Source organism: Pseudomonas sp. S3_A03 (assembly GCF_054668275.1).
On the sequence record NZ_CP162753.1, the window covers coordinates 5,615,386 to 5,633,156 of the forward strand.

General features: G+C 61.7%; 15 protein-coding genes and 3 pseudogenes. 10 read left to right on the forward strand and 8 right to left on the reverse strand.

Going from position 1 to position 17,771, the window contains the following annotated elements; all coding sequences use genetic code 11:
- Nucleotides 1–245: 245 nt before the first annotated feature.
- Both AB4O25_RS25885 and AB4O25_RS25890 read left to right on the forward strand, forming a co-directional pair.
- A pseudogene (locus tag AB4O25_RS25885) lies at nucleotides 246–965 on the forward strand (MCP four helix bundle domain-containing protein); the annotation flags it as partial.
- A 309-nt stretch (nucleotides 966–1,274) separates the two neighbouring features.
- Nucleotides 1,275–1,871: pseudogene (locus AB4O25_RS25890) on the forward strand (methyl-accepting chemotaxis protein); the annotation flags it as partial.
- Nucleotides 1,872–1,931: 60 nt separating this feature from the next.
- Here the strand turns inward: AB4O25_RS25890 and tcuC are convergent.
- On the reverse strand, nucleotides 1,932–3,236 hold the full coding sequence (tcuC, locus tag AB4O25_RS25895; RefSeq protein WP_460150145.1) for a tricarballylate/proton symporter TcuC: 1,305 nt from the start codon (nucleotides 3,234–3,236) through the stop codon (nucleotides 1,932–1,934).
- Nucleotides 3,237–3,434: 198 nt separating this feature from the next.
- On the opposite strand from tcuC, the gene AB4O25_RS25900 reads away from it, so the two are divergent.
- The 3 genes from AB4O25_RS25900 (at nucleotide 3,435) to AB4O25_RS25910 (ending at nucleotide 5,020) form a co-directional block, all read left to right on the forward strand.
- The gene (locus AB4O25_RS25900; RefSeq protein WP_175404185.1) at nucleotides 3,435–3,581 is read left to right on the forward strand and encodes a hypothetical protein; all 147 of its coding nucleotides are present in this window, start codon (nucleotides 3,435–3,437) and stop codon (nucleotides 3,579–3,581) included.
- Between the two features lie 96 nt (nucleotides 3,582–3,677).
- Nucleotides 3,678–4,601, forward strand: a complete 924-nt coding sequence (locus AB4O25_RS25905) for a LysR substrate-binding domain-containing protein (protein WP_460150146.1) — start codon at nucleotides 3,678–3,680, stop codon at nucleotides 4,599–4,601.
- A gap of 56 nt (nucleotides 4,602–4,657) precedes the next feature.
- Complete coding sequence (locus AB4O25_RS25910) at nucleotides 4,658–5,020, forward strand: 5-carboxymethyl-2-hydroxymuconate Delta-isomerase (RefSeq protein WP_065877073.1); 363 nt, start codon at nucleotides 4,658–4,660, stop codon at nucleotides 5,018–5,020.
- A gap of 49 nt (nucleotides 5,021–5,069) precedes the next feature.
- Here the strand turns inward: AB4O25_RS25910 and AB4O25_RS25915 are convergent, their stop codons facing one another.
- The 4 genes and pseudogenes from AB4O25_RS25915 to AB4O25_RS25930 form a co-directional block, all read right to left on the reverse strand.
- Nucleotides 5,070–6,005: a LysR family transcriptional regulator gene (locus AB4O25_RS25915; RefSeq protein ID WP_065877072.1), complete on the reverse strand. Its 936-nt coding sequence runs from the start codon at nucleotides 6,003–6,005 to the stop codon at nucleotides 5,070–5,072.
- A gap of 137 nt (nucleotides 6,006–6,142) precedes the next feature.
- Complete coding sequence (locus tag AB4O25_RS25920) at nucleotides 6,143–7,327, reverse strand: cyanate transporter (protein WP_460150147.1); 1,185 nt, start codon at nucleotides 7,325–7,327, stop codon at nucleotides 6,143–6,145.
- Nucleotides 7,328–7,547: 220 nt separating this feature from the next.
- Nucleotides 7,548–8,163: pseudogene (locus AB4O25_RS25925) on the reverse strand (NAD(P)-dependent oxidoreductase).
- A 34-nt stretch (nucleotides 8,164–8,197) separates the two neighbouring features.
- Nucleotides 8,198–9,064, reverse strand: coding sequence for an MBL fold metallo-hydrolase (locus AB4O25_RS25930; RefSeq protein ID WP_460150148.1), 867 nt, complete (start codon nucleotides 9,062–9,064; stop codon nucleotides 8,198–8,200).
- A gap of 107 nt (nucleotides 9,065–9,171) precedes the next feature.
- On the opposite strand from AB4O25_RS25930, the gene AB4O25_RS25935 reads away from it, so the two are divergent.
- The gene (locus AB4O25_RS25935; protein WP_017526700.1) at nucleotides 9,172–10,077 is read left to right on the forward strand and encodes a LysR family transcriptional regulator; all 906 of its coding nucleotides are present in this window, start codon (nucleotides 9,172–9,174) and stop codon (nucleotides 10,075–10,077) included.
- A gap of 100 nt (nucleotides 10,078–10,177) precedes the next feature.
- Nucleotides 10,178–10,354 carry a hypothetical protein gene (locus tag AB4O25_RS25940; RefSeq protein ID WP_017526699.1) on the forward strand — a complete coding sequence of 59 codons (177 nt, stop codon included), beginning with the start codon at nucleotides 10,178–10,180 and terminating at the stop codon, nucleotides 10,352–10,354.
- Here the strand turns inward: AB4O25_RS25940 and AB4O25_RS25945 are convergent.
- On the reverse strand, nucleotides 10,347–11,225 hold the full coding sequence (locus AB4O25_RS25945) for a helix-turn-helix domain-containing protein (protein ID WP_017526698.1): 879 nt from the start codon (nucleotides 11,223–11,225) through the stop codon (nucleotides 10,347–10,349). The two genes, AB4O25_RS25940 and AB4O25_RS25945, sit on opposite strands and share 8 nt — an antisense overlap.
- Before the next feature lie 189 nt (nucleotides 11,226–11,414).
- Here AB4O25_RS25945 and pobA point away from each other — a divergent pair, with 189 nt between their 5' ends.
- Together pobA and AB4O25_RS25955 are read left to right on the forward strand one after the other, a co-directional pair.
- Nucleotides 11,415–12,599, forward strand: coding sequence for a 4-hydroxybenzoate 3-monooxygenase (gene pobA / locus AB4O25_RS25950; RefSeq protein ID WP_175404186.1), 1,185 nt, complete (start codon nucleotides 11,415–11,417; stop codon nucleotides 12,597–12,599).
- A gap of 66 nt (nucleotides 12,600–12,665) precedes the next feature.
- Nucleotides 12,666–14,183, forward strand: a complete 1,518-nt coding sequence (locus tag AB4O25_RS25955; RefSeq protein WP_026067169.1) for an MDR family MFS transporter — start codon at nucleotides 12,666–12,668, stop codon at nucleotides 14,181–14,183.
- A gap of 69 nt (nucleotides 14,184–14,252) precedes the next feature.
- On the opposite strand, the gene AB4O25_RS25960 is transcribed toward AB4O25_RS25955, so the two are convergent.
- Both AB4O25_RS25960 and AB4O25_RS25965 read right to left on the reverse strand, forming a co-directional pair.
- Nucleotides 14,253–15,092, reverse strand: a complete 840-nt coding sequence (locus tag AB4O25_RS25960) for a cache domain-containing protein (protein WP_460150149.1) — start codon at nucleotides 15,090–15,092, stop codon at nucleotides 14,253–14,255.
- Between the two features lie 116 nt (nucleotides 15,093–15,208).
- Nucleotides 15,209–15,982 (reverse strand): transporter substrate-binding domain-containing protein, encoded by a 774-nt coding sequence (locus tag AB4O25_RS25965; RefSeq protein ID WP_026067168.1) that lies wholly within the window; start codon nucleotides 15,980–15,982, stop codon nucleotides 15,209–15,211.
- A 368-nt stretch (nucleotides 15,983–16,350) separates the two neighbouring features.
- On the opposite strand from AB4O25_RS25965, the gene AB4O25_RS25970 reads away from it, so the two are divergent.
- The gene (locus AB4O25_RS25970) at nucleotides 16,351–17,721 is read left to right on the forward strand and encodes a glutamine synthetase family protein (RefSeq protein ID WP_068934963.1); all 1,371 of its coding nucleotides are present in this window, start codon (nucleotides 16,351–16,353) and stop codon (nucleotides 17,719–17,721) included.
- Nucleotides 17,722–17,771: the final 50 nt, after the last annotated feature.

A 17,771-nucleotide genomic window follows, 5' to 3' on the forward strand; every position in this document is an offset into this window, starting at 1 on the left:
TTGCCCGAAGGGCACGCATCCGGTTGGCGGGACCGGGTCGCATCACAAAGGTGGCACTTGTCAGTAGTCAACCGGTGAAGTGTCACTGCTGGTGAGCCTCTGCTCAGATGACTGAAAAAAGCCCGCTGATCTCAATGCTCAGCAGGCTTTTCGTGCATTGGAGGGTCGATTCCTAAAGTCCGCCTCCTTCTGGTCGAAATGCTGTCATACGATGTCGTATCCCAAAATAAGAGTATCCCGCCTAAATGTCCCTTCGCAGCCTGTCTATCGCCCGCCGTGCGGGCCTGGGTTTTGCCTTGATTGCTTTGCTCGTGGCCCTGTTGGGTTTTTTTGCGCTATCGAACATGGCGAGCATCCGCGCCAGTGCGGTACAGGTTGAAAGCGGGCTAGTGCCCAAGATGCGGTTGGTCGCTGATATTCGTGAAATCATGCTGCGCATTCGTACGATCTCTTTGCGAATGGCGCTGGACCCGAACCCTGCGGGCATCCCGCAATACCGCAGTCAGATGGACACTCGCAGCCAGGACCTGACGAAACGGCTGGCCGATTTGGAGGCTGTGATCGACACGCCTGAAGTCCGTACGCTCTACGACCAGTTCCAGGTCTCGCTTCGCCAATACCAGCAAGCTTTGGCTCAATCATTCGTGCTGGCCGACAAGCAGCAGGGCGCCGAACTTAACAAGTTGCTGTTGGTGGATATGAAAACCGTGGTCGATGGCTCCGGCGCTCAACTCAATGCGCTCGCCGATTACTACAACGCCCAGATCAACCAACAGGGGCAAGCGGCGGAGTCGCAGTACAGCCGCTCGCGCACCATGGTGTTCGGTTTTGTGCTCCTTGCCGCGTTGAGCACCGTGGTGCTGGCGTGGTTACTCACGCGCAGTATTGTCGGCCCGTTGAGCCAGGCCGTTCGGGCTGCCGAGAACGTTGCCCAGGGTGACCTGACGCAAACGGTGGCGGTGACTGGCGACGATGAAGTCACTCGCCTGCTGGTGGCTCTCAAGAGCATGCAAGCCAACCTGCGCGGGACCTTGCAACTGATTCGCCAGTCAGCGGGGCAGATGGCGTCGTCTGCCACCGACCTGAATGGCATCACCGATCAAAGCAGTCGCAGCCTGCAAAAGCAGACGGCGGAAATCGAGCAGGCCGCTACCGCGGTCAACGAGATGACCTCGGCGGCGGACGAAGTGGCGCGCAATGCGGTGTCCACCTCCGAGTCCACGCGGCTGTCCAACGAAACCGCGCGCGAAGGCCAGCATCGCGTGGGCGAGACCGTCAGCGCGATTCAAGCCCTGAGCACCAATATCGGCGAAACCTCGACCCTGGTGCAGAACCTGGCGGAGCAGTCACGGGATATCGGCAAGGTCCTCGATGTGATTCGCTCTATCGCCGAGCAGACCAACTTGCTGGCGCTCAACGCGGCGATCGAGGCTGCGCGCGCCGGTGAGTCCGGGCGTGGCTTTGCGGTGGTAGCCGACGAAGTGCGTGCGCTGGCCCATCGCACCCAGCAATCGACCCTGGAAATTGATCAGATGGTGACCGCCATGCGCATCGGCTCCAATGATGCATTGACTTCAATGCAGTCCAGTACCCAGCGTGCCACCGACACCCTGGCCCTGGCGGAGGGGGCGGGGGGGGCCTTGAGCCAGATCACCGACTCTATCGACCAGATTCACCAACGCAACCTGGTGATTGCCAGCGCTGCCGAGGAACAAGCCCAGGTGGCCAAGGAAGTGGATCGCAACATCGTGAACATTCGCGACCTGTCGGCGCAATCGTCTTCCGGTGCCGGGCAGATCAATGGTTCCAGCCAGGAGCTGGCGCGGCTGGCGGTTGCACTCAACGAAGCGGTGGCACGCTTTCAGGTGTAGCAAGCGCGTGCCACCGACCACGGGTGGGTGGCACGCAGGTCGTGAGGCGCCGAGGCGACGTTACATCGCCTGCTGAACCACCTGCCCACGGTTGCCGGCGCGGCGATACAACGCCAGGGTCGAGCACAGGGCACACAGCGCGGCGAACATCATCCAGTAAGCCGGCGAGGCCTTGTCTGCGGTGATGTGGATAAACCAGGTGGAAATGGCCGGGGTAAAGCCACCAAACACCGCGGTCGCCAGGCTGTAGGCGAGGGAGAAGCCTGCCACGCGCACTTCCACCGGCATGATTTCGGTGAGCGCCGGGATCATCGCGCCGTTGTACATGCCATAGAGGAAGGAGAACCACAGCAGCGTCTCCAACATATGCGCAAAGCTTGGGGCATTCACCACGTAGGACAGGGCTGGATAAGCCGTGAGAACGGTCAGCACAGTCATGGCCAGCAGCACCGGCTTGCGGCCGAAGCGATCGCTCAATGTGCCGCCGATGGGCAGCCAGACAAAGTTCGACACGGCTACCAGCAAGGTCACCAGCAGGGCGTCGGAGGTGCTCAGTTGCAGCACGGTCTTGCCGAAGGTCGGCGCATACACGGTGATCAGGTAAAACGCAGTCGTGGTCATGGCTACCATCAGCATGCCGCCGATCACCACGGTCCAGTTCTTTGCCAGGGTCGCCATCACTTCGCGCATGGTCGGGCGATGCTGGCGCTTGGCGAACTCTTCGGTTTCCTGCAGGTTGCGGCGCAGCAGGAAAATGAACGGAATAATCACGCAACCGATGGCAAACGGAATGCGCCAGCCCCAGTCGGCAACCACGGCCGGCTCCATCCACACGTTCAGGCCGTAACCCAGGGCAGCGGCGACCACGATGGAAATCTGCTGACTGCCCGACTGCCAACTGGTGTAGAACCCTTTGCGGCCCGGGGTGGCCATTTCCGCCAGGTACACCGACACACCGCCCAGTTCCGCCCCGGCCGAGAAGCCTTGCAACAGGCGACCGAGCAGCACCAGCAACGGTGCCCACAGGCCAATGGTGTGGTAGCCCGGCACCAGCACGATCAACAGCGTGCCGCTGGCCATGATCGACAAGGTCACGATCAGGCCTTTACGGCGCCCCACGTCATCGATGTAGGCCCCCAGGATCACCGCACCCAGCGGGCGCATCAGGAAACCTGCGCCGAACACGGCGAACGTCATCATCAATGAGGCAAACTCATTGGCGGCGGGGAAGAACGCGGCGGCGATGTAGGTGGCGTAGAAGCCGAACAGAAAGAAGTCGAACTGTTCAAGAAAGTTGCCCGAAGTAACGCGGAAAACCGCACCAATTTTCGAGCTGGCAGAATCGGGCCGGGAAGGGCTAGTCATGGTTATGTGTCTCCAGCGTTCTTTTAAAGTGCTTGTTTCGCTTACGACCTGAGATAGTGGCTGACACATTTAGAAATGATAAGTGAATATTTTTCTTTTTATTTTTGTGAGCCGCTTACCGGACGGGCACAGCGTTCAAATCATCCAGCCTGTTCTATGCTTAAAGGTGTGACCAATTCTTACGGATGGGAGATGGCTATGGGTAACGAACGCAAGCAACAAGACGAGCCGGAACGCGAACAACCCCAGCGGCAGCACGAAGAGGAGAAACCGCAGACCTGGAAGCACCCGGACGACGGGACGGAGCTTTCTGAGCGGGATCAGGAGTTTCCGCTCAAGCCTTGAGCCGCGGGCCTTGCGGCGTATCGGCAGATAGGCGCATAGACGCCGCGCGCCGCGCTTTCTACACTGCGGCCTGTCGTGGGGAAGAGGCAGGCGCCGATGAATCGCAATGAATTACGCAAGGCCGACATCAACCTGATGGTGGTCTTCGAAGCACTGATGCTGGAGCGCAATGTCACGCGGGTGGCCGAGAAGCTGTTTCTCGGCCAGCCGACCATCAGTTCTGCCCTCAACCGCTTGCGCACCTTGTTCAACGACCCGTTGTTCATTCGGGTCGGCCACCGCATGGAGCCCACGGCGCGCGCCGAGGAGATCATCCTGCACCTGTCACCGGCCCTGGATTCGTTGTCCTCGGCGCTGAGCCTGACCCACGATTTCGACCCGTCCATCAGCACCATGACCTTTCGTATCGGCCTGTCCGACGATGTGGAATTCGGCCTGCTGCCGCCGTTGCTGCGCGCCTTGCGCCAGGAAGCGCCGCAGGTGGTGTTTGTGGTGCAACACGTGGATTACTGGCGCATTCCTGACCTGCTGGCCTCCGGTGACATTACCGTCGGCATCACCCAAACCCGTGGGCTGCCGGCGAATGCCAAGCGCAAATTGCTGCGCCATATCCGCCCGCGACTGCTGCGCGCCGATGCCTCGGACACGCCGCTGACCCTCGATGAATATTGCTCACGCCCCCACGTGCTGGTGTCTCACACCGCCAACGTGTCGGGCTTTGCCGATGAGTGGCTGGCAGAAATCGGCCGCAAGCGTCATGTGGTGCTGTCGGTGCCGCAATACAGCGCCTTGCCCGCATTGCTGGCCGGTACCGACCTGATCGCCAGCCTGCCGGACTACACCGCCGAAGCCATGGCGGTGTCGGGCAACCTGTTCTGTGAGCCGTTTCCGTTCGAAACACCGACGTTGGACTTGTCCATGGTCTGGCTCAGCCACGTGGACACCGACCCGGCCGAGCGCTGGGTACGCTCGCGGTTGGAGGCGTTTGTGAGTGATCGAGGGCTTGGGGCCAAGGCTTGAAGCGTTTATCCGTGGTATACATCTAAGAATCTTCCTACAAGAACTCGGAGACACCCATGCCCCACCTGCACCTCGAATACACCGCCAACCTTACAGGCCTGGCCGTCGAAAAGGCCTTGTTGCGGCTTAACAATGTGTTGATGGCATCCGGGCAGTTCGGTTCTGAATTCGATATCAAAAGCCGCGCGGTGAAAGTCGAGAGTTTCCAGGTGGGTACATCGCTCAGTTCACGCGGCTTTATCGCGGTGAAGCTGTCGTTGCTCAGCGGGCGGTCGGCGCAGGTCAAACAGCAGTTGTCCCAGAGCCTGTTGGCGGCATTGCAGGATCTGGGCGACTGGCCGGCTGACGTGCAGGTTCAACTCAGTGTTCAACTGGTCGACATGGATCGCGACGCTTATAGCAAAGTCGCAATCGGCTGATACGCATTAACACGGCGGGTGGGGGAGCAAGCTCCCTCACCACCGGTGTTCAGAGCAGACCTTGCTCGGCACACACCTTCACCACTTGCTCGCGAAACCAGGTATTGGCGCTGTCCTGTTCACTGGTTTCATTCCATTGCATATCCAGCGTGAACCCAGGCAACCCGTTGGGCGCCTCGCAGTGGCCGTAGGCGGGGGCCAGAGCCAGCAGCTTTTGCACGCGGCGGGGCAGGGTGACGATAAAGTCGGTGCCGGTGATCATCTTTAAGGCTGCGCTGTAGCTGTTGGCCCGGGCGATCACGTGGCGCTTGTGGGCCTGGCGGGCGAGCCAGCCGTCGATCATGTTGGTATCGGACGTCCATGGCGTGGGGAATACGTGGCGCCGCTCGACGAACGATTGCAGGCTGAACGCGGGCTCCCGGGGAGCCGAGCGTTTGTCGAACACGCACACCAAATCGTCTTCCAGCAGCATCTGGGTCTTGAAGTCTTTATGGGCGCGGTGAAAATGCGGGCCGAAACAGATCACCAGGTCCAGGCGGCCTTCGCGCAGGTCGTCGGCGGGGATGTCGGTTTCCAGTTTCTGCACATTGACGATCACCGGCAGGTCGGCGCGGTCGAAGGTTTTCAACAGGCGCGGCAGGATCAATTGCTCGAAGTATTCCGGAGCACAAATATTGAAGGTCACGGCCTTCTGCGTGGGATCGAAGGCCTGGCCACCGGCGTGGCACAGGTTGATGCTTTCGAGGATCTTTTGCACATGGCCGTACATGGTCGTGGCCTTGTGCGTAGGACGCATGCCCGCCCGAGTGTTGATAAACAACTCGTCTTCAAAACTGGTGCGCAGCTTCTTCAGGCTGTAGCTCACGGTGGACTGGCTGACGAACAGCGTTTCTGAAACATCGGTAACGCTGCTCTGATCGTAGACGGCGATAAACACCATCAAGTCCTGCATATCGAGTTTTCTGAGCAAGTTACTGTTTAGCATCCATTCCGTCCGTAAACCCGCTGTACCGAACTCAGTACACAACAGCGCAAAAGCTTAACGGAACGGGCGTGCCAATAGAAAGCGCTGTAGGTTTTTTCTATGTTTTTGGTGGGACAAATACTGTTTGCAACACGACGTCAGCGGATATGTTGCGCGTAATGCCTGGGGTCAAAGCGCATGACGATCAACAGCATCACCACCACAACCGCCGTCAGCGCCCACCAGGCCCATTCGAAGCTGCCCAATTGGTCGCGAATCATCCCGGCGATCAGCGGCGACAAGCCGGCAATCAGGTAGCCGATACCTTGTACGAACGCGGTCAGCCCACCGGCACGGCGCGGGTTGTCCAGGTGGTCCAGGGAAAGGATCAGGCTCATCGGGAACAGCCCGCCGATGCCCAGGCCGAGCAGGCATGGCCATAACAGGCTCAGCTGGTGCGGGCTCAGGATCAGCCCACAGAAGCCGATGATGATCAGCACCAGCAACACCGCCACCACGCTGCGTTTATCCCGGCGCCGATTGGCAATGGCCGGGGTAACCAGGCCGGACACGACTTCCATCGCCGTCAGGAAACCCAGCAGTAAACCGGCGTTTTGTTCGCTCCAGCCTTGCTCGACGTAGTACGGCGCCAGCCAGGCGAGTACACAGGTGTAGGACGCTGTGCCAAGGCCAAAGATCGCCAGCAGCCAGGCGCGACCATTACCGAAAAAAGCTTCCTGTGCGCCTGAACCGGCGTGGGGTAACGGTGGCAGCACCGAGCGCTGGGCGTACCAGACGACCACCGCCACCAGCGCCAGCACTGCCCAGATCGCCAAGCCGATGCGCCAACTGCCGGTGTGCACTTGCACGAAGGGCGAGAACGCTGCCGCCAGCGCCGCGCCGCCCATGATGGCGGTGACATACAGGCCCATGAACAGGGAAACATTGTTGCTGAAGCGCGACTTGATCAGCGCCGGCATCAACGCCTGGATCATCGCAATACCGATACCCGCCGCGATGGCGCTGACGATCAGCTCCAGCGCCGAATCGAGGAACAACCGCGACAACGTCGCCACGCCAATCACCACCAGCGACAACACAATGCTGCGGTGCTCGCCAACACGCTTGGCCAGGCCCATGCCAAAGAACATCGCCAGGCCCATGGCCATCACCGGCAGCATGGTCAGCAACGCCGCGCTGCTGAAACTCAACGGCACATCGCCGCGAATCGACGCCAACAAGGGGCCTACCGCCGCCATCGATGGGCGCAGGTTAAGGGCGACCAGTACCACGCTGATCATCAGCCAGAGGGCGGTGGTGGGTTTTGCCTGAACGTTTTCCATGGGCCTGCCTTGGGTGAACAAGGGGCAATCAGGCCATGGTTGGGGGAGTGGGGCAAATGAGAAAGTCGCAGGCACTATTGAAAAATTGCAGTGACCGCAAGAGCACCTATCAAAATGTGGGAGGGGGCTTGCTCCCGATAGCGGTGGTTCAGTGGTTACATCCTGACTGATCCACGGCTATCGGGAGCAAGCCCCCTCCCACATTTTTGACCGCGTTGGGTCAGTAACCGACGGTAAAGCGTTGGCGCGAGTGCTTCGGTGTTTCCACTTCATCGAGCATGGCGATGGCATAGTCGGCAAAGCTGATCGAGCTTTTACCGTCACTGCCCACCAGCAAATTATCCTGGCCCAGGCGGAATTTACCGGTGCGTTCGGTGCCATCGAACAGCGCCGATGGCGACAGGAACGTCCAATCCACATTGTGCTTCCTGGCGCAGGGCCTCCAGGAATTCAGCACCTGCGCTGGCCTCGGCCTTGTACTCGGCAGGGAACCCCTCGCTGTCGATCACCCGGCCGCCACCCGGCAGCAACAGCGAGCCCGCGCCGCCCACCACCAGCAAGCGTGGTACGCCGGCCTTTTTCACCGGGCCGATCACGGCACTGGCGGGGAGGGTGGCGAAGTGCGCGGCACTGATCACCACATCGCTACCGCTGATTGCCTGTTGCAGGGCTTCGGCGTTCAGCGCATCGACCTGTTTAACGGTGACGTCCGGGCGCGCGGCCAGCTTGTCGGTATTACGCGCAATAGCCACCACGCTATGTCCGCGACGCAGCGCTTCTTCCAGCAGTTGACTACCCGCACGGCCAGTGGCCCCAATAATTGCGATTGTGCTCATGATGTTCTCCAGTCCGGTTAAGGTTTGAACGGTTTCACCACTTCATTTCGCCCTTGGCGACTTTGGCGCTCAGCTCCAGCGAGCTTTCGTCAGCCAGGGTCGGGTAACGCTTTTTCATGGCCGCGATCAGCGCGGCGGAGTCCTTGGCCTTGGCGGTTTCGAGGTCGAACGCCTTGATGTAGTCGGCGGTAAATGCCACCGAGGCCGGCGACGGTGTGCCCAGGTAGTGGCCGGGGACCACGGTGCGCGGCTTCAGGTCTGCAATGCGTTGCAGGGTGGCCAGCCAGTCTTTGTGAGACTGCGAACTTTGGGTGTCGGCCATCCACACGTGGATGTTCTCGGCGACGACTACTCCACCGACCACGGCTTTTATCGAGGGGATCCACACAAAGCTGCGATCCGGCTGCGGGCCGTCCAGGCCGATTACGTCCAGCTGCTGGCCTTCGAGCGTCAGGCTATGGCCTTGTAACACCTGCGGCACGATGGTCTTGGCCGGTTTGTCGGCGCCCATTTTCGGGCCCCAGAACGCCAATTTGCCGGCCACGGTGGCGTTGATATGGTCGACCACCGGTTGCGGCGCCACTACCTTGGCTTTCGGGAACGCGGCGGTGAGGGTGTCGAGGCCGAAGTAATAATCCGGGTCGCCGTGGCTGATGTAGATGGTGGTCAGGTTTTTGCCGCAGGCGCGGATCTTCTGCACCAACTGCTCGGCCTGGCCTTTGCCGAATTGCGCGTCCACCAGGATCGCGTCCTTGGCGCCGCTGACCAGCACCGAGGTCACCGGGAAGATCGCCGCCTCGCCAGGGTTGTACACGTCCAGGCTCAGGTCGGCCGCTGCCGCATGGGCGGCAAATGCCAGGGCGGCGGTGGCCAGGGTCAAGCGCTTGAAGGTTGAGAACATCGGGCAGCTCCAGCAATCGGTTCAAAGAGTGCACAGAGCTTAGTTGCACCAAACACGACTAAAAATGCGATGCTGGGACATAGTTTGTTTCTGAAATCGGGCAAATCATGGATCGTCTTCAAGCAATGCGGGTATTCGTCACCGTGGTGGACCTGGGCAGCCAGTCTGCCGCGGCTGATCATCTGGACCTGTCGCGCCCGGTGGTGTCGCGCTATTTGGCCGAGTTGGAAGACTGGGTCGGCGCGCGCCTGCTGCACCGCACCACGCGCAAACTGAGCCTCACGGCCGCCGGCAGCGAAACCTTGCCGCGCTGCCGGCAACTTTTGGAACTGTGCGGTGACATGCAGGCCGCCGTCAGCGAACCCGACGATGCGCCTCGCGGCCTGCTGCGCTTGAGCGTCAGCACTTCATTTGGCCAGGCGCAATTGGCCGAGGCCATTGCCGAATACGTCAAGCGCTACCCCTTGGTCACGGTCGACCTGCAAATGCTCGACCGCACGGTGAACCTGGTGGATGAGCGCATCGACCTGGCCATCCGCACTAGCAACGACCTGGACCCCAACCTGATCGCCCGGCGCCTGACCGTGTGTCGCTCGGTGGTGTGCGCGTCCCCGGCGTATCTGCTGGAGCATCCGGCGCCGCAAAAAGTCGAAGACCTGGCGCGGCACAACTGCCTGACCCACTCGTATTTCGGCAAAAGCCTGTGGCATTTCGAAGAGCAGGGTGAGCACGTGTCGGTGCCAGTGCACGGCAATATCACGGCCAACGAGGCCAGCACCCTGCTGCGCGTGACGCTGGCCGGGGCCGGGGTGGCGATGCTGCCCAGTTACCAGGCCGGCGATCACATCCGCCGCGGCGAATTGGTGAAACTGCTGCCCCAGGCCGACCCCCGGCAAATGAACATCTACGCGGTGTATGCCTCGCGTAAACACATGCCCTCGGCGCTGCGCAGCCTGCTGGATTTCCTGGTGCTGAGGTTCCCCGAAGAGCCGGCGTGGGATATCGGTCTCTAGGGCGACATAACCCTGTTGAATGTCGCCCAATAATGGCAACTCGCCCTGGCTGGCCTATGCTTTAAACAGCACCGTGTGGATCCGTCCAGAGGTCTGTGCCATGAGCATCAAAACCAGAAAATACCTGATGATTTTCACCCTCTGCGCCTTGGCCAGCGCACTCTACGGGACTGCCGCCTACCGGGTGGAACAGACCCGTATGCAGCCGACCTTCGCGATCAGCTGCCATCAGGACCACTGCGTTCCCCACTCCGGCAGTTTCAGTGCACTCAGGTAAGCGGCGGTTCAGCCTTGAGTTGCTCGCGAAACGCCTTGGGTGAGAACCCGACCCGTCGGCGAAACAGCCGAGAGAAGTTGGTGGGGTCGGAAAAACCCAGCACCTCCGACATTTCATTGATGGTCATGCTGGTGTAAGTCAGCAAGCGCTTGGCTTCCAGCAACTGGCGGTCATGCATGATCTGCAACGCTGGCTGCCCACCCAGCTCGCGACAGGTTCCATTCAGGTGTGAGACCGAAATACCCAGCTTGTGGGCCAAGTCCTCGATCTTCGGGTGTTCGCGGTAATGCTGTTCGACCAGTTGGGTAAAGCGCCGGAAATACTCGCTGCCCCGTGGTGCGCGCGGGTGGCGACGTTGGATGGCCTGGCGGCTGATCCACACCAGCAGCACGCTGATCAAGGCGTGCATCATCATGTCCCGTGCCGGTTGTTCGTTGGCGTATTCCGCTTGCAGGCGGGCGAACTGGCTGTTGAGGTAGTCGCTGTCCGCGCCCGCCGGGTAACTGCCCAACGCCTGCAGGCCGCCTGCCGTGGCGCCCAACTGGGCCTGCAAATGGCTGACCAGCGGCGCCGCCAGGGTCACCACATAGCCTTCGACATCTTCGGCAAAGCGAAATCCGTGCACGCATAACGGCGGCAATACCTGCAGCGTGGCTTCGTTGAGCGTGGTGCGCTGGCCCTCGATTTCCAGCTGTGCCTGGCCTTTGTGTACATACAACAACTGGCACAGATCCGCGTGCCGGTGGGGCTGGATTTCCCACTGGTATTCCCGACTGCGGCGGGAAATGGTTTCGCAGTGCAACAAATCGGGGGTCGGCCATTGCTGGCTTTCTCCGTAAAGCTTGAAGACCGGAATCGCGGTTTTAGTCATGGTTTCAATCCGACACTCAGGATAGTTGTTCGGTAATCGCCCCAATTGGCAAAAAGCGCAGGCTTTGGCTAAGTTTTCACCTTCTTATGCCGCCCACTCAAGTGAAAAATGTCAGCTACCTCAGCAATGACAACTCTTTCACCTGATCCGTTCGGGTGTAACGTGCGGGCGATAAAAATAATGAAAACGCTGAAAACCCAAGTCGCCATCATTGGCGCCGGTCCCTCCGGACTGCTGCTCGGCCAGCTGCTGCATAACGCCGGGATCCAGACGCTTATCCTGGAGCGCCAGAGCGCCGATTACGTGCAAGGCCGTATCCGCGCCGGGGTGCTGGAACAAGGCATGGTCGACCTGCTGCGCGAGGCCGGTGTCAGCCAGCGCATGGAGGCCGAAGGCCTGGTGCATGATGGCTTCGAACTGGCGCTCAATGGCCAGCTCACCCATATCGACCTCAAGGCGCTTACCGGCGGCCAATCGGTGATGGTCTACGGCCAGACCGAAGTCACCCGTGACCTGATGGCCGCTCGCGCCGCCGCCGGGGCCCAGACTTTTTACGAAGCCAGCCATGTGCAGCCCCACGACCTGAAAACCGATCGCCCCTGGCTGACCTTCGAGCACCAGGGCCAGGCGTATCGCCTGGACTGCGACTACATCGCCGGTTGCGATGGTTTCCACGGCGTGGCGCGCCAGTCGATCCCTGCAGAGTCATTGAAAGTCTTCGAGCGCGTCTACCCCTTTGGCTGGTTGGGCATCCTCGCCGACACGCCACCGGTGCACGATGAACTGGTGTACGCCAAGCACCCGCGTGGCTTTGCCCTGTGCAGCATGCGTTCGCCCACCCGCAGCCGCTATTACCTGCAAGTGCCGGCCGAGGAGCCGCTGGATGAGTGGTCTGACGCGCGCTTTTGGGACGAACTGAAAACCCGTCTGCCCAGCGCCCTGGCCGCACAGCTGGTCACCGGCCCCTCGATTGAAAAAAGCATCGCGCCGCTGCGCAGTTTCGTGGTGGAGCCGATGCAATACGGGCGCCTGTTCCTGCTCGGGGATGCGGCGCATATCGTGCCGCCCACCGGTGCCAAGGGCCTGAACCTGGCCGCCAGTGACGTGAGCACCCTGTTCCGGATCCTGCTCAAGGTGTATGGCGAAGGACGCGTGGATTTGCTGGAACGCTACTCCGCCATTTGCCTGCGCCGCGTGTGGAAGGCCGAGCGGTTCTCCTGGTGGATGACCTCGATGCTGCATCAATTCCCGGAGGCCGATGGCTTCAGCCAGCGCATTGCCCAGAGCGAGCTGGAGTACTTCATTCACTCCGAAGCCGGGCGTAAAACCATCGCGGAAAATTACGTCGGGCTTCCTTACGAGGCTATCGAATAGCCTGCTATCGTATCGAGCATTGCCGTGGGCTGCCGTTGCCTGCCGGCCTGGCTCGAAGGTTCTACCGTGACTCAGCTCAATCAGCCCGCACCGCCGCTCCCGGCGGTGCGCAGTATCCTCGCTTCGTTGATGATGGCGATCTTCCTTGGCGCCCTGGACCAGACCATCGTCGCAGTGTCCATGCCCGCCATCTCCGCGCGGTTCCACGATGTCAACCTGCTGGCCTGGGTGATCTCCGGCTACATGGTGGCCATGACCGTGGCGGTGCCGATCTACGGCAAGCTGGGCGACCTGTACGGGCGCCGCCCGATGATGCTGATCGGCATGGGCCTGTTCACCGTGGCGTCGCTGTTTTGCGGCCTGGCCCAAAGCATGGAGCAACTGGTGCTGGCGCGGGTGCTGCAAGGCATCGGGGCGGGGGGGATGATCTCGGTGAGCCAGGCGATCATCGGCGACATCATCGCGCCCCGTGAACGCGGGCGTTACCAGGGCTATTTCAGCAGCATGTATGCGGTCGCCAGCGTGGCCGGGCCGGTGCTGGGCGGTTACATGACCGAATATCTGTCGTGGCGCTGGGTGTTCCTGATCAACCTGCCGCTGGGCGCCGGCGCCTGGTACGTGGCCTATCGCACCCTGGTGGGGCTGCCGATGCCGCAGCGCAAGCCGATCATCGATTACCTCGGCACCGTGCTGATGATCATCGGCCTGACCGCCTTGCTGCTGGGCATCACCGAAATCGGCCAGGGCCGGCCTTGGCGTGACAGCCAGGTGCTCGGCCTGCTGGCGTGCGCGCTGGTGGCGTTGACGCTGTTTGTGTGGCACGAACGCCGTGCGCCGGAGCCCTTACTGCCGATGCACCTGTTCGCCAACCGCAGCGCGGTGTTGTGCTGGTGCACGATTTTCTTCACCAGCTTCCAGGCCATTTCCCTGACAGTGTTGATGCCGCTGCGCTTTCAGGCCGTGACCGGCGGCGGTGCCGACAGCGCGGCCTTGCACTTGCTGCCCCTGGCGATGGGCCTGCCGATGGGCGCGTATACCGCCGGGCGCATGACCTCGGTGACTGGGCGCTATAAACCGATGATCCTCAGCGGTGCGCTGTTGAGCCCGCTGGCGATTATGGGCATGGCTGTGAGTGCGCCTCAGGACGTGCTGCTCACCGGCGTGTTCATGCTGCTGTGCGGGATCGCCGCCGGCATGCAATTTCCGACCTCGCTGGTGGGCTCGCAAAACTCGGTGCAACAGCGCGACATCGGCGTTGCCACCAGCACCACTAACCTGTTCCGCTCCCTTGGTGGCGCGGTGGGCGTGGCCTGTATGTCGGCGTTGCTGCTGGCGTTGTTGCAGGACTCCAGCTTCGCCCACCTGGCCAGCGGTGCGCTGGTGGCCGAGGGCAGTTCCGGCAACGTGTTGTTGGACGGGCTGAACGCCTCTCCAGGCCCGGCGCAGGATGCCTTGCGCGGGGAACTGGCGGTGACGTTCCGGCATTTGCTGATGGTGAGTGCAGCGGTGTCTCTATTGGGGCTCGCGGCCGCCATCGCCATGCCGAATCGGGTACTGCGCGGCCGCGAAGACAAGGCCAGATAACGGACACCATAGAGATCAAAATGTGGGAGGGGGCCTGCCCCCCCCACATTTTTTTACCGCATTTCAGCTTCAGGGGCTGTAGTAACCCACCGCCACCATGAAGTGCCCGCTCTTGCGGATATAAGCATGTTTGTTCTCGACCTTATCGGTCACCGGGTTTTTCCAGCGGTACTTGTATTCCCCCTGGTCCTGCTCGGCCATCAGCTTGAGAATCGGCTCGCCCACCGGTTTGCCATCCGGGTCCTTGATCTTGCTGAAGTCCGTGTTGATCAGTCTCAGGTTGGTGCCGTGGGCCACGTAGCGTCGGGTGTTCAGGTCCACCACAAACACATACAGGTCGTCCTGCAGGAAGCCACCCTGCAATGAGTTGATGGCCTTGAGCGTGCCGGCCTCATCCTTGACCAGCGCGTTCACCGCCTTGTTGCGCAGGGCGCGCGCCTGTTCCGGCGTGGCCCGTGGCAGGTAATAACCCACCGCGAGGATGCGTTCGCCGACGCGCTGATAAAACACATGCTTGTGCTCGACCTTGCCGTCGTTCCAGTTCTGCCAGCGGTAGTCGGCCTGCTGGATACCCTGGCCTTCGGGTACCTTGAGGGCGTCCTTGAATGACTGGCGCAAGTCCGGCCCCAATACTTCAGACACGTCGCGGCCGATCAAGGCCGAAGAGGGCCCGCCGCTGGCCAGCAACACACCTTGGGTATCGACCACGAATACGTAGCGGTCCTGGTCGATAAATTCGCCCTGGCGGCTGAACGCGGCGAATGCCTTGTCGCCATGGCTCTGGTAGTAAGCCAGGGCTTTTTCCAGCAGGGCCTTGGCCGCCTCGGCGTCTTGAGCCTGAGTTGGATTGGCGTGCACCTGGCTGAAACACAACAACAGCAGCCAGGTGATCCGCAACAGTGCCTTCATGACCCGTCCCTCGTTTTGTTGATTTCCAAGAGCGTAGACGGTGCCGGCTGATCAGAGCGGTTTGTCGGGAGGTATTTACCCTCCAACTGCCTGCCGCCGCGCCGCGTGCCCGTTGATCAAGGCGCCGCCAGCCACTGCTTGACGATGGCTTGGTACTCGCCTGTGGCCACGCTCAGGTGCAGCCACTGGTCGACATAGCTTTTCCAGGCCATATCGTCGCGCGGCAGCAAAAAGGCTTTTTCGCTGTACTGCATCTGCCGCTGCGGGTTGACCGCACACAGCCCGGGCTTGAGTTTTTGCTGGTAACGCGCTTCGCTGGCGTCGGTGATCATCACATCGGCTTTGCCGGCGAGCAGTTCGTCGAAGATGGTCACGTTGTCGTGCAGGCGGATCTGCGCCTGGCCCAGGTGGGCGCGGGCGAACACTTCGTTGGTGCCGCCGGCCGGCTCGATCACCCGTACCTGCGGCTGGTTGATCTGTTCGACGGTCTGGTAGCGCTGCACATCGGCGCAGCGCACCAGCGGGATCTTGCCGTCTTCGCCGAGAGACTGGCTGAAGAACGCCTTTTTCTGGCGCTCCAGCGACACCGAAATACCGCCTACGGCGATATCACAGCGCTTGGCAAGAAAGTCCGGCATCAGGGTTTTCCAGGTGGTGGGCACCCAGATGAGCTTGGCAGTGAGGCTCTTGGCCAGGGACTCGGCCATGGCAATGTCGATGCCTTCATAGGTGCCGTCGGCGCGCAGGGAGGTATAGGGCTTGTAGTCGCCGGTGGTGCACACGGTGAGGGTGCCGCGTTGCAGCACTTCATCCAGGCGCGACGGGGCGGTGTCGGCCAGGGCGCTGGTGGCCAGGGTTGCCAGTACACACAGGGCGAGCGGAGCTTTCATGCGGTCGAGTCCTTGGGGCATGGTCGGGGGCAGCCATTATTTCCAGCGCGGGGCAGGGTGGCAAGGCGCGGCGAATGTTTAGCCGGGTTGCAACCACACTCCGGCATCCCCTGAATTTAACCGCCTGCCCAGGCGTGTGACGCTGCGGGCCTGTACCTCACCGTGATTCGCCCATGGACGGTTCCGCTGATACGCACCTTGCGACACTGCCGTCCACGCTGGCGTTCTGGGCGTTGTTTCACTGTCGGCATGCACGCCCTCCAGACACCTCTCTCCTACGTTGATCTACCCCATGGATGACGCGCGCCTGTGCGCATCTGCCCGGCGGCGCCCGCGCGCCCGCCAGCCGCAACCGTATGAGAACCGCCATGAGTGTGTTTGCCAGCCTGCACGAAGCCCAATCCTTCCTTGAGCACAACCCCGACATCGAGATGTTCGAGCTGTTCATCCTCGACAACAACGGCGTACCGCGCGGCAAGTTGCTGCACCGGGATGAACTGTTGGCGGTGTATCAATGCGGGCGCCCGTTGCCCAGCACCATCCTGGGCCTGACCATCAATGGCGACGACGTGGAAAACTCCGGCCTGGTGTGGGACGTGGGCGACATCGACTGCCGCGCCTACCCGATCAGCGGCAGTTTGCAACGCATGCCCTGGCGCCTGATCCCGACCGCCGCGGTGCAAGTCAGCATGCACCCCACTGAAGGCCTGCCCGCCACCGTGGCCGACCCTCGGCATTTGCTGGCCAGGGTAATCGACGCGCTCAAGGCCGACGGCTATTACCCGGTGATGGCGGCCGAGTTGGAGTTCTATCTGCTCGACCAGAAACCCGATGGCAACGGCCGCCCCCAACCGGCGCGGGATGTCGACGGCGGTCGCCCGCGTTCGACCCAGGTCTACGGGTTGCGCGAACTGGAGCAGATCGAACCCTTCCTCGCTGACCTCTACAGCGCCTGCAAGCTGCAAGGCATTCCGGCGCGCACGGCGATTTCCGAGTACGCCCCGGGCCAGGTGGAAATCACTCTGCAACACCGCGCCGATGCCCTGCAGGCGATGGACGAAGCCGTGCGCTACAAGCGCCTGGTCAAGGGCGTGGCCCACAAGCACGGGATGAGCGCCTGCTTCATGGCCAAGCCGTTCGACGACCTGGCGGGCACCGGCATGCATATGCACGTGAGCCTGGCGGATGCCGAGGGCAACAACCTGTTCGCCAGCGAGGCCGGCGACGGTACGCCGCTGCTGCGGCATGCGGTGGGCGGCATGCTCGGCACGTTGCTCGACTCGCTGCTGATGTTCTGCCCCAACGCCAACTCCTATCGGCGCTTCCAGGCCAACAGCTACGCACCCCTGGCCGCCACATGGGGGGTGGACAACCGCACCGTCAGCCTGCGCGTGCCGGGCGGCCCGGCCAGCTCCCGGCACATCGAGCACCGTATCTGTGGCGCCGACGCCAATCCCTACCTGGCCGCCGCCGCGATCCTGCTCGGCATCCACCGGGGAATCCGCGAACAATGCGACCCCGGCGCGCCGGTCGAGGGTAACGGTTACGCCCAGGCCAAGAGCCTTTTGCCCACCGACTGGCTCACCACCCTGCGCGCGCTGGAAGATTCCAGCTGGGCCAGGGAGGCATTCGGCAGCGAGTTCCTTGGCGTGTACCTGGCGGTCAAACGTGCTGAATATCGCCAGTTCATGGGTGAGGTGGGGGAGCAGGATTGGCGTTGGTATTTGCATCAGGCCTGAGCCGATCAACGGGCGTGATGGCTTCGACCTTTTTTCACGTTGCAGTGGTT

What these genes read in the sequence shown, in the direction of transcription:
- AB4O25_RS25940 (WP_017526699.1), top strand. Translation starts at nt 10,178, where the DNA reads ATGAGCATCAAAACCAGAAAATACCTGATGATTTTCACCCTCTGCGCC.
- AB4O25_RS25945 (WP_017526698.1), bottom strand. Translation starts at nt 11,225, where the DNA reads ATGACTAAAACCGCGATTCCGGTCTTCAAGCTTTACGGAGAAAGCCAG.
- AB4O25_RS25900 (WP_175404185.1), top strand. Translation starts at nt 3,435, where the DNA reads ATGGGTAACGAACGCAAGCAACAAGACGAGCCGGAACGCGAACAACCC.
- AB4O25_RS25915 (WP_065877072.1), bottom strand. Translation starts at nt 6,005, where the DNA reads ATGCTAAACAGTAACTTGCTCAGAAAACTCGATATGCAGGACTTGATG.
- AB4O25_RS25930 (WP_460150148.1), bottom strand. Translation starts at nt 9,064, where the DNA reads ATGTTCTCAACCTTCAAGCGCTTGACCCTGGCCACCGCCGCCCTGGCA.
- AB4O25_RS25920 (WP_460150147.1), bottom strand. Translation starts at nt 7,327, where the DNA reads ATGGAAAACGTTCAGGCAAAACCCACCACCGCCCTCTGGCTGATGATC.
- tcuC (WP_460150145.1), bottom strand. Translation starts at nt 3,236, where the DNA reads ATGACTAGCCCTTCCCGGCCCGATTCTGCCAGCTCGAAAATTGGTGCG.
- AB4O25_RS25910 (WP_065877073.1), top strand. Translation starts at nt 4,658, where the DNA reads ATGCCCCACCTGCACCTCGAATACACCGCCAACCTTACAGGCCTGGCC.
- AB4O25_RS25905 (WP_460150146.1), top strand. Translation starts at nt 3,678, where the DNA reads ATGAATCGCAATGAATTACGCAAGGCCGACATCAACCTGATGGTGGTC.
- AB4O25_RS25960 (WP_460150149.1), bottom strand. Translation starts at nt 15,092, where the DNA reads ATGAAGGCACTGTTGCGGATCACCTGGCTGCTGTTGTTGTGTTTCAGC.
- AB4O25_RS25965 (WP_026067168.1), bottom strand. Translation starts at nt 15,982, where the DNA reads ATGAAAGCTCCGCTCGCCCTGTGTGTACTGGCAACCCTGGCCACCAGC.
- AB4O25_RS25970 (WP_068934963.1), top strand. Translation starts at nt 16,351, where the DNA reads ATGAGTGTGTTTGCCAGCCTGCACGAAGCCCAATCCTTCCTTGAGCAC.
- AB4O25_RS25935 (WP_017526700.1), top strand. Translation starts at nt 9,172, where the DNA reads ATGGATCGTCTTCAAGCAATGCGGGTATTCGTCACCGTGGTGGACCTG.